The 10,272-nt window shown below is 58.8% G+C and carries 8 protein-coding genes; 3 read left to right on the forward strand and 5 right to left on the reverse strand.

Going from position 1 to position 10,272, the window contains the following annotated elements; all coding sequences use genetic code 11:
* Positions 1-150: 150 nt before the first annotated feature.
* Both VB780_RS18510 and VB780_RS18515 read right to left on the reverse strand, forming a co-directional pair.
* Positions 151-267 carry a photosystem II reaction center protein I gene (locus VB780_RS18510; RefSeq protein WP_323352650.1) on the reverse strand — a complete coding sequence of 39 codons (117 nt, stop codon included), beginning with the start codon at positions 265-267 and terminating at the stop codon, positions 151-153.
* 149 nt (positions 268-416) lie between these two features.
* Complete coding sequence (locus VB780_RS18515; RefSeq protein WP_323352651.1) at positions 417-1,700, reverse strand: hypothetical protein; 1,284 nt, start codon at positions 1,698-1,700, stop codon at positions 417-419.
* A 45-nt stretch (positions 1,701-1,745) separates the two neighbouring features.
* Between VB780_RS18515 and VB780_RS18520 the strand changes: the two genes are divergently transcribed.
* Complete coding sequence (locus VB780_RS18520; RefSeq protein WP_323352652.1) at positions 1,746-4,937, forward strand: alpha-mannosidase; 3,192 nt, start codon at positions 1,746-1,748, stop codon at positions 4,935-4,937.
* A 30-nt stretch (positions 4,938-4,967) separates the two neighbouring features.
* Here the strand turns inward: VB780_RS18520 and VB780_RS18525 are convergent, their stop codons facing one another.
* From VB780_RS18525 to lepA, 3 genes are all read right to left on the reverse strand, one after another.
* Complete coding sequence (locus tag VB780_RS18525; protein WP_323352653.1) at positions 4,968-5,300, reverse strand: hypothetical protein; 333 nt, start codon at positions 5,298-5,300, stop codon at positions 4,968-4,970.
* A 42-nt stretch (positions 5,301-5,342) separates the two neighbouring features.
* On the reverse strand, positions 5,343-6,284 hold the full coding sequence (locus VB780_RS18530; RefSeq protein WP_323352654.1) for a glycosyltransferase family 2 protein: 942 nt from the start codon (positions 6,282-6,284) through the stop codon (positions 5,343-5,345).
* Between the two features lie 65 nt (positions 6,285-6,349).
* Positions 6,350-8,155 carry a translation elongation factor 4 gene (gene lepA / locus VB780_RS18535; protein ID WP_323352655.1) on the reverse strand — a complete coding sequence of 602 codons (1,806 nt, stop codon included), beginning with the start codon at positions 8,153-8,155 and terminating at the stop codon, positions 6,350-6,352.
* A 288-nt stretch (positions 8,156-8,443) separates the two neighbouring features.
* Here lepA and VB780_RS18540 point away from each other — a divergent pair, with 288 nt between their 5' ends.
* Positions 8,444-8,677 carry a hypothetical protein gene (locus tag VB780_RS18540; RefSeq protein WP_323352656.1) on the forward strand — a complete coding sequence of 78 codons (234 nt, stop codon included), beginning with the start codon at positions 8,444-8,446 and terminating at the stop codon, positions 8,675-8,677.
* Positions 8,678-8,828: 151 nt separating this feature from the next.
* A complete protein-coding gene (locus tag VB780_RS18545; RefSeq protein ID WP_323352657.1) occupies positions 8,829-10,175 on the forward strand; it encodes a histidine kinase dimerization/phospho-acceptor domain-containing protein in 1,347 nt (448 codons plus the stop codon).
* Positions 10,176-10,272: the final 97 nt, after the last annotated feature.

Consider the following 10,272-nt stretch of genomic DNA (forward strand, 5'->3'; position numbering starts at 1 on the left):
GGGCACAGACTGGCGGCCCATAATGGTACCGCCAATTCTCAGACTACTTTTAGCGGTGGAGGTTCCAACGGGTGATTGAGATGGGCAAGCCCCGAAGCAACCTCCTGGGCTTGCCATCAGGTAGATATCAACCTGCCACCAGGGCCGAGCCTAGTCTATATCTTGGCGACCGGGGTTGCGAGAGGGGTCGCCGCTCAAAAAGCCAAATATGAATAGCGAAACAAAGAAGGCGACTACGAGGTAAACCACAATCTTGAGGGTGAGCATGAGTTTAGATCTCCAAACCGGTAGCAGAGTGGGCCCAAGACCTGCCCCAAACAGCAGCCACATTCCAGTGACGGAAACGGCCCCGGTGCAGGACTAAGCTGGGTCTATCATATCGCCAAACGTTCGCCTATCCGACGGCTTTGCTTAATCTACCAGAGCGATCGCAGCCAGGCCCACGCCATTCGCAGCCAGGTTTCAAGCACGTAGAGCACCCAGTCTAACCCCCGCAGCACGGCGACCAGAGGCGGGTCAACGTAGTTGACCTGGGTGACTTTGACATCTAAAGCCTCGAGGGAAGCGAGCTGCTGCGGCCCAGCCCCCTGGGGGGGGGTAGCGCTAAGGGGCAGATCGGAGGGGACGGATTCAAGAGGCCGTGATCCGCGACTTGGGACGTTGGCGGAGCCTGGCCTTTGGTCAATCGCACCCCCATAACCATTTTGGGTCTCTAGAGCAGAGTGATGAGGCCCTCTAGCGGCTACGGCCACCGCTACAGATGTCGCTACCGCCAGCTCAACCGATGTCGTCGCTGGCAGAATTCTCAATGCAGGTCGCCCCCAGAAACGAGGCGGATGGTGATCGTGGAGGTTTTCAGACTCTAGGGCACCAAAGGCCTCGAGTTGAGGCCTTTGGTGCCCAATGGCGCGATGCGTGGTGCGTCTGTGGAGGGCGATCGCAGCGGTCATCGCCGGCTGGCTGGCTTCGCCAAATAAGTTAGTGGCCGCTGCCAGGGGGCTAGTTTGCAGCCACCGCAGGGCAGCGGGCACCCATCTCAGGGGGGGCAGCACCGCCGGATTGGTCTGAGGAAGGGGCAATCCGGGCTGCTGGAGCTGGGAATCTAGGGCGTAGCGGCGGCGCACTCGAGCGTATTCTGCCAGCATCAGCACTAGGGCTTGCGACAGCCGCTGCTGCTGATCCTCAGTTAGCCCAGCAAAAATTCCGTTGTCAACGGTCACTAGCACTAGCTGCCGAGTCGTTAAGTCTGAGGCAATACCGCGAATGGGTTCATTGACAGGCACTAGATGCCACTGTCCGCGGGTTAGCACAGCGCCAGCCTTCGACTGCTTGAGCCATGGCCCATGGACGTTGACCAGCTGTGGCCCGTCAGACCGCACTATTTGCCCGTGATCTACCGGCGGTTGAATGACTGACAGCAAGGCGCGAATCGGCGTGTCTACTGCTACCAGTTCTGGAGGGAGTGCCCCGGTGAGTCTAGCCCAAACCGGCTGCCACGGACGGGTGGCTTGCAGCCGCCGAGAGCCCATTCTCAGCCCCTGCACCGCTGCATAGAGGGGGTAAGCAGCCACTTGCAGTCCCCAAACCGCCGCCGTACGCCCCTGCCGCAGCCACTGCCCGGCGCTGCGGGCCACCTGCCGATATCCCGCCACCAGGCGACCTACGGTCTGGCTTTGAAACGAGCGCGACGAAGTCGCCATAACTCTGCCTACACTGAGGAGACTGCTTTTGATCATACCGGAGCTATGCCCCCCGCCACCGTTCTCCCTATACTGCCGCCGCAAATTTTAGCCCCCCTCGATCGCCTCCGTCATCTGAGCCAACTGGATGTGTTGGGTACCTGGCACCGCTGTCCTGAGGCTGGAGAGAGCCTGGATGTTCCCTTTGGCAGTGCCTGGAAAACCTGGCCGCTAGCAACGCTAAACGATCGCCACCATATCGCCTGGCCCCAGGACAAAGTGCCCCTATGGCTGCACCAGCGATTTACCTGGCCCGCCGACCTCAACGGCTATCCCCTAAAGGGGCTAACGGCACGGCTGGCCCTGCGCTGGTGGGCCGACCAGGCCGATATTTTCGTCAATGGCGAACTGGTGCAAACGGGAGATATTTTCGACTGCTGGACACGGATTGTGTTGACGGACTGCGTTGTGCCGGGAGAATCGGTGGATGTCTCCCTGAAACTGCTGAGCCCAGGGCACGACGAAGGAGCACTGGTGCAGGCGGAACTGGTGTTTGAAGCCATAGAGGGCGACTGCCCTGAACCCAGCTTTGTGGCCGACGAACTGGCGGTGCTGGCCACCTATCTGGCCCAGTTCGAGGCTGAGAAACTTGATATTCTCGCTGGGGCTCTCGGGGGGATTGACTGGAATGGAGTGGGCGATCGCCCCCACTTCCACACCTCCCTTCTGCTCGTGCGGGATGCCCTGAAACATTTTTCTCCCTGGCTCAAACAGCGCACCCTCCACTGCCTGGGCCACGCCCATTTAGATTTAGCCTGGCTCTGGCCCGTGCCCGAGACCTGGAAAGTTGCCGAGAATACGTTTCGCTCGGTGCTGGCCCTGCAACAAGACTTTCCTGAATTGACCTTTACCCACTCCTCCCCAGCGCTGTTTGCCTGGCTAGAGCAGCACCGCCCTGAGCTATTTGCCACCATTCAGCAGCAGGTGAAAGCGGGGCGCTGGGCGATTGATGCAGGGCTGTGGGTTGAGCCTGATCTGAACTTGCCGGGGGGAGAGGCGATCGCCCGACAGATTCTCTACGGCCAGCGCTACTGTGCCGAGAAGTTTGGCGGGGTGAGCGCGATCGCCTGGCTGCCCGACACCTTTGGCTTTTGCTGGCAACTGCCCCAGTTGCTCAGCCAGGGCGACATTCGCTACTTTGCCACCCAAAAACTGCGCTGGAATGACACCAACCCTTTTCCCCACGACCTCTTCCGCTGGCAGGGGCTAGACGGCACCGAGATTACAGGCGTCACCCTGCCCCCCATCGGCACCGACATCACCCCCGTCGATATGGCCCAGTACGCCTGCCAATGGGAAGCCAACACGGGGTTTGTCGAGGCCCTCTGGCTCCCCGGCGTTGGCGACCACGGCGGCGGCCCCACCCGCGACATGCTGCTCAAAGCCCAGCGCTGGGCCGATTCCCCCTTCTTTCCCACCCTCACCTGGGGCCACGCCGCCTCCCTCTTTGACAAGCTCACTGCCCCGTTGTCTTCAATTCAAAATTCAAAATCCAAAATCCAAAATTCTCCCAATCCCACCCCCTCACTCCCCCACCCCCCCACTCCCCGCCTCCCCCCCTGGCACGACGAACTCTACCTCGAACTCCACCGGGGCTGCTACACCACCCACGGCGACCAAAAGCAGTACAACCGTCGCTGCGAAGACCTGCTGTTTCAGGCGGAACTGTTCGCCTCCATCGCCGCGATCTACGGGCTTCAGCCCTATCCTGCCGCCGAGCTAGAAACTGCCTGGAAGCAGGTGCTGTTTAACCAGTTCCACGATATTTTGCCGGGGTCGTCTATCCCTGAAGTATTTGAGCAGGCGAATGCAGAATGGCAAGCGGCTTTGGAGATGGGCGATCGCATTCTGCAAACCTCTCTCCAGTCTCTTGCTGAGCATTGTCCCATCCCTTCGCCTCGGCATCCTGACGCTGTGCCCGTGGTGCTGTTTAACCCGCTGAACTGGGCGCGCAGCGAAGTGGTGGCGATCGCGCTGCCTTCTGCCTTAGCTCAAACGTCCTGGCAAGCGCAGGATGCCGAGGGCCAAACGCTACTCACCCAGCCTGAACAGACTGACTCTCCTTCGCTCTTGGTCTACGTTCCCGCTATTCCCTCTGTGGGCTATCGCCTGATCTGGCTAATTCCTGCTGAGACGGCCCCACGCAATCCAGCCCCCGCCGAGTGGATTTTAGGGAATGCCCACCTGCAAGCCACCATCGACCCAGCCACGGGCGGCATCGCCAGTCTGCTCCAAAAAGCCACCGGCACCGAAACCTTCCACGGCTGTGGAAACCAGCTCCAGGCCTTCAAAGACGAGGGCCAGTATTGGGACGCGTGGAATATTGCCCCTGATTACCAAGACCATCCCCTAGATGCGTTTGTGCTCAAAAGTATGAGCTGGATTGAGTACGGCCCCGTGCGGCAGACCCTCCGGGTAGTCCATCGCTTCAATCAGTCCACCATCATCCAAGACTACCGTTTGGAGGTAAATTCCCCCGTGCTTGTGGTTCACACCGAGGTCGATTGGCAGGAAACCCAGGTAGTGCTGAAGGCGGCGTTTCCGCTGATGGTGTCGGCCGCTGAGGCGACCTACGAAATTCCCTTTGGGGCGATCGCCCGCTCGACCACTCCCGCCACGCCCCAAGACCAGGCCAAGTGGGAAGTGCCCGCCCTGCGCTGGGCTGACCTCAGCGATGGGGAACGCGGCGTGAGCATTCTCACCAATTACAAACACGGGTTTGATGCCACATCCAATCAGCTGCGGCTGACGCTGCTCAAGGCTCCGGTGTGGCCAGATCCGGGGTGCGATCGCGGCCACCAAACCTTCAGCTACGCCATTTATCCCCATGCCCACAGCTGGCAGCACGCCAAAACTGTGCAGGCCGCACGCAACTTCAACCTACCGATTCAGCCCTGTGTGGTGTCATCCTCTGCCTTGGCTGTGGACGCTGAGTCCTCCGCCAGCTTCCTCGATTTAGGAGACACTGCGTTTGTGCTATCCACCTTCAAACAGGCAGAAGGAGCGGCAGATCAATACATTCTGCGCGGCTATGAAAGCACAGGTCTAGAGACGTCTCTAGCGATTCAGGGAGCTATTTTAATCAAGGTGACGGGACAAGTAAATTTGCTAGAAGAACCCTATGAAGCGAAGGGATGGCATGAGGTAGCTCCCTGGCAGATTGTCAGTCTGGCGTTGTCCGTTAGCCCAGCTCGATAAGCTACCCAAAAAGTTTTTGCAGGTTGCTCCCTAGCCATTGCCCGGAGCTATCCCAGTCACCAAAGCGCTGATCGCCGGGGTGATAGCTTGCAGAACGGGCGACAAAATCACTACCGAGGCTGCCGCGATCACAATAGTAGTCGCTAGGCGCATCACCTGATCTGAGGCATTTTGATAGGTATCAAACTTAAAGTTAAGCTTTTCAACATCGGTTTCTACTCTGCCGATATCAGTCTTCACGTTGCTGATATCAGTCTTCACGTTACCGATGTCGGTCTCTACTCGGTCGAGTCGCTGGTTGATCTGCCGCAGCTCTGACAAAATCTGCTGCTGAAATCCATCGGGTGTTTCGCTGGCCTGCATCACCTGATCCAGTGGGTGGATAGTTCTATCATACCTAAGGCTTTACGGTACCAGGACAGTGCGCGGGATTAAGGTTTCCGCCCCAGGGTTGGTGCGTAGCTTACGGGCTTGGGCCAGCAGTTGCCAGGCCTGGGGTGACAGTGCGCCGGGGGCCAACAGAGAGAGTCCAGCCGCGACCTGGCGCTGGCGTAGGGCAACCAAGCCCCAGTGCAGGTGCAGGTATTGGCCAATGGCAGCAAGGGTGGGGATGCGATCGCGATACACCTCATTCACCCGCCCATAAATGCGTTCTTTGATAGTCAAATTCAGCGCCATACGGCGGCTGAGCGACATTTTTTGCTCGTAGCCCCCGGCCCAGATGGTGCGGTAGGCCAAGCACTCATTGACAAACAGCGCATCGCCAAAGTCGGCTAGCTTTACCCAGGCGTCGATATCGTCGTAGTTGGTGGTCATGGTCGTATCCCAGCCGCCTGCCTGCAAAAAAGCGTCACGGCGGGCCGCCACCTGGGCCGGGGTGCCAAAGGGCACCTGATCCATCAGCATGCCGTAGTGGATGGCGCTCTGGGGAATGAAGAACACCTGGCCGGGGCCAGTAGCGGGGGTGCGGCGAATTTCGGTGCCGTGCTCGTCAACCTGAATGGCCTGGCAGGAGCACAGGACGGCCTCGGGATGCTGGGCGATCGCCGCTGCCATCTTCTCAATGCAGTCGGGGGCTAGATAGTCGTCGTCGTCGAGAAACTTGACCCATTCCCCGCTGGCGGCAGCTACGCCATTGTTGACCGTGGCCGCATGGTTAAGGTTTTGGGGATTGCGGTGATAGACGACGCGATCGCCCAAACTGCGCACATACTCCTCAGTGCCGTCGGTGGAGGCATCGTCAGCGACAACGACTTCGCAGGGCACGGTTTGGTTGAGGCCGCAGGCGATCGCCCGCTTCAGCAGCTCCAGTCGGTTGTAGGTGGTAATCACCAGGCTAAATTTCATCGCTGCCTTCTCCAGGTCGACCTACAGGGCTAGCATTCCCTTGAAAGGCAACGACTGACCAAGGCTTACGACAGCTTCAGCACCGCCATAAAGGCTTCCTGGGGCACATCAACGGTACCAACAGCCTTCATGCGCTTCTTACCCTTGGCCTGTTTTTGCAGCAGCTTTTTCTTGCGCGAAATATCGCCGCCGTAGCACTTGGCCAGCACATCTTTGCGCAAGGCCGGAATACTCTCGCTGGCAATAATCCGGCTGCCGATCGCCGCCTGAATCGGGATCTTGAACTGGTGGCGAGGAATTAGCTCCTTCAGCTTTTCGACCAGAGCCTTGCCCACGTAGTAGGCCTTGTCGCGGTGGACGATAGAGGCCAGCGAATCCACCGGGTCGCCGTTGATCAGCACGTCGAGCCGCGACAGGTGGTTTTCTCGGTAGCCAATCAGGTGGTACTCCATGCTGGCGTAGCCCTTGCTGCGCGACTTCATCTGGTCAAAAAAGTCGGTGACGACCTCGGCCAGGGGCACTTCGTAGATCAGGGTGGTGCGGCCCTGGGCCAGGTACTTCATATCTTTGAACTCGCCCCGGCGAGTCTGGCACAGCTCCATCAGCGCCCCGACATATTCTTCGGGGGTGATCATGTCGAGCTGCACGTAGGGTTCTTCGATCTTTTCGCGGGCCTGGGGGTCGGGCAGGGTGCTGGGGTTGTCAATTTCGAGCACCTCACCCTGAATGGTGGTCACCCGGTAGATTACCGAGGGCGCGGTGGTAATCAGGTCGAGGTTATACTCGCGCTCTAGACGCTCCTGCACAATTTCCATGTGCAGCAGGCCCAAAAAGCCGCAGCGGAAGCCAAAGCCCATAGCGCTGGAGGTTTCGGGCTCGTACTGGAGGGCCGCATCACTGAGGCGCAGCTTTTCGAGGGCTTCGCGCAGTTCTTCAAACTGGTCAGACACCGTGGGGAACAGCCCGCAGAAGACCATCGGCTTGGCCTCGGCGTAGCCTGGCAAGGCCTCTGTCGCCGGGTTCTGCACCAGGGTGATGGTGTCACCCACCCGGGCATCTTCGACCGCTTTAATGGAGGCGGCAAAGTATCCTACTTCCCCCGCATGGAGCTGATCCACCTGAATCTGGGTGGGGGCCAGCACGCCCAGTTCATCAATTTCGTACTCTTTACCCGAGGCCATCAGCCGCACTTTGTCTTTGCGACGAATGCTGCCATCCATGACGCGGAAGTAGACAATCACGCCTCGGTAGCTGTCGTAGTAGCTGTCGAAAATCAGCGCCCGCAGGGGTTGATCGACGGTATCGGCGGGGGGCGGCACCAGATAGACGATGGATTCTAAAATTTCGTCAATGCCAATCCCTTGCTTGGCGGAGGCGAGAATGGCACCGCTACAGTCGAGGCCGATAATGTCTTCAATTTCCTGCTTGATGCGCTCGGGCTCGGCCCCAGGCAGGTCAATTTTGTTGAGAACGGGGATAATTTCGAGATCGTTTTCTAACGCCAAATAAACATTGGCCAGGGTTTGGGCTTCGACTCCTTGGGAGGCGTCGACTACCAGCAGTGCGCCTTCGCAGGCGATCAGAGAACGCGACACTTCGTAGGAGAAATCGACGTGCCCTGGGGTGTCGATCAGGTTGAGGACGTAGTCTTTGCCGTCCTGGGCTTTGTAGTTCATGCGGGCGGCCTGGAGCTTGATGGTAATGCCCCGCTCCCGCTCTAGATCCATGCTGTCGAGGAACTGGGCCTTCATTTCGCGATCGCTAACTGTCCCGGTGCGCTGCAACAACCGGTCGGCCAGAGTCGATTTGCCGTGGTCAATGTGGGCAATAATCGAAAAATTGCGAATTTGAGAGACGGGAACCTCTGTCATACAAGGCTTATCCAGCGGCAGTAGTTTACAGACTTTAATATTGTAATCCCTCGTTTGGCGAATGCTCGGGGGAGGCAGGTGGGAGTGGATGGGTAGGTGGGTAGGTGAGTAAGTGGGTGGCAAAGATAAGGAGATAGGGAAGATGAAAGGAGTTAGACTTGTTATGTCAAGAACTTCAGACCTAATCCTGCGGTCGTTCTGGGCGCTAGGGCTAAACCTAACCCACGCCAGGGCTTAGACTAGAGATAGATTAAATTCGTCCCCTACCCGGCAGTTAGGCCACCCTCTATGCAACACTCTGCCTCTCCTTCCGGCGAACGGTCGGCGGAAAAAGTCGACCTCTCGGTACAAATTGATAAAGACCTGCTCGACCAGGTTACCCACCTTTCTCCCGACCCCAGCAAGGTGATCGATGTTGCCCTGCGCCAGTGGCTGCGGGGCGATCGCCGCTACGAAGACGACCTAGTGCGTCACCTGCCCCGCAATCCGGCTGTGCCCCCCAAGGGCGAGTGGAACGACTAGGGAACATCAGGGTTCAAGGTTTAGGGTGTCAGGTTTAAGGCTGGCTCTTTAACCTTATACCTGGCACCCCAAACTTTTCTGATTCCATCTCAACTAGAGCCATCCGTGCGATCGGTTGGTTAACATGGGAGCGTTCTGGCCTCGTACCCCTATGCGATCGCGACCTCCTCTCCCGGCCTTGGCTGCCACCAGCCCGGCGGATGCTATCTCCGCCTGGATCATGGTGCTCAGCCCGGCGGCGGTGGTGGAGTCGATTCAAACCGTGGGGGTTAAAGCGCTGCCAACGGCGCTGACGGCTAACTGGGTGGGGCGATCGCTAGCCGAAATTGTCTCCTTTGCCACCCCCCAAGCCCTGGGTCAGGCGCTCGAAAGTTTGGCTACCCACCACGAACCAGTACAGCTGCCGGGGCGCTGTCCGTTAGGATCCCACAGCATTGATGTGCAGTGGGTGCTACAACCACTCATTGGGCTCAATGGCGAGCTGTTTCGCATTGCCGCTACGGGCTACCTGGCCGACCTGCATGGTTTAGGGGGCATTCCCTGGCTGCAAACCGTGGCGGGCTCGGCGGCAGTTTCGGAGAGTTTGGCTGGGGCCTGTGCCCAGATGCAAACCTATTCGCCCCGGCTCACCCAAATCACCCGCAATGTGCGCTGGACGCTCGATTTAGAAATTATTCGCCAGCAAACCGTTGAGGGACTGGGCGATTTGTTTGGGGTGAATCGCTGCCTGGTGTGCAGCTGCGACGCTGCCCCCAATACAGCTCCTGAAGCCGCTACGGTAGCGGCTGAGCACACCCGAGCGGGCGATCTGCCCAGCTGGCAGGGGCAGGTGTGGCGGCTGGCCGAAACCCCCTGCCTGAGCATGGCGGCCCAGTCGTCGGTGGCGGTGGTGCCGCCTCGGCAGCCCGCTGACCCGTCTATTGTGGCGGTGGCCACCCGCTACCAAAGCACCATCAACGGCTTCATTGTGCTCCACGATCGCCCCGATCGCTCTTGGTCAGACATCGAGCTAAATTTGCTCACTGACTTGGCCGATCAGGTGGGAACGGCGATCGCCCACGCCACCCTATTTGGCGAAAGCCACGCCCTGGCCATCAAGCTGCAGCAGGCCAACGCCAGCCTGATGGAAAAGCAGCTTGAGTTTCAAGCAGCCCGTCGCCAGGCCGAAGAAGCCCGCCAGCAGGCCGAAGAAGCCTCGCGCCTAAAAAGTGAATTTCTGGCCAACACCTCCCACGAGCTGCGCACCCCGCTCAACGGCATGATCGGCTTTCTCAGACTTGTGCTCGACGGCATGGCCGACGACCCCGCCGAACAAGAAGAATTCATCGAAGAGGCCCACAAGTCAGCCATTCACCTCTTGCAGCTGATCAACGACGTGCTCGACATCGCCAAGATCGAAGCGGGCAAAATGCAGATTGATATGGGGCCAATTAGCCTCAAGGAGCTGCTGGCCGATGTGGAAAACTTTGGCTCTACGGGAATGAGTATGCTGATGTAGTCGATACTATACCGAGTCGTTATGGTGCCTCTGCTCACGGAATTACTAGGTCTATCTGGTGTTGATGTCGAGTCTTATGAGGCCACTGAGGACAGCT

It is taken from the genome of Leptolyngbya sp. CCNP1308 (assembly GCF_034932455.1).
In the GTDB taxonomy this organism is placed as follows: Bacteria; Cyanobacteriota; Cyanobacteriia; order Phormidesmidales; family Phormidesmidaceae; genus Nodosilinea.

What these genes read in the sequence shown, in the direction of transcription:
- VB780_RS18510 (WP_323352650.1), bottom strand. Translation starts at nt 267, where the DNA reads ATGCTCACCCTCAAGATTGTGGTTTACCTCGTAGTCGCCTTCTTTGTT.
- VB780_RS18515 (WP_323352651.1), bottom strand. Translation starts at nt 1,700, where the DNA reads ATGGCGACTTCGTCGCGCTCGTTTCAAAGCCAGACCGTAGGTCGCCTG.
- VB780_RS18520 (WP_323352652.1), top strand. Translation starts at nt 1,746, where the DNA reads ATGCCCCCCGCCACCGTTCTCCCTATACTGCCGCCGCAAATTTTAGCC.
- VB780_RS18525 (WP_323352653.1), bottom strand. Translation starts at nt 5,300, where the DNA reads ATGCAGGCCAGCGAAACACCCGATGGATTTCAGCAGCAGATTTTGTCA.
- VB780_RS18530 (WP_323352654.1), bottom strand. Translation starts at nt 6,284, where the DNA reads ATGAAATTTAGCCTGGTGATTACCACCTACAACCGACTGGAGCTGCTG.
- lepA (WP_323352655.1), bottom strand. Translation starts at nt 8,155, where the DNA reads ATGACAGAGGTTCCCGTCTCTCAAATTCGCAATTTTTCGATTATTGCC.
- VB780_RS18540 (WP_323352656.1), top strand. Translation starts at nt 8,444, where the DNA reads ATGCAACACTCTGCCTCTCCTTCCGGCGAACGGTCGGCGGAAAAAGTC.
- VB780_RS18545 (WP_323352657.1), top strand. Translation starts at nt 8,829, where the DNA reads ATGCGATCGCGACCTCCTCTCCCGGCCTTGGCTGCCACCAGCCCGGCG.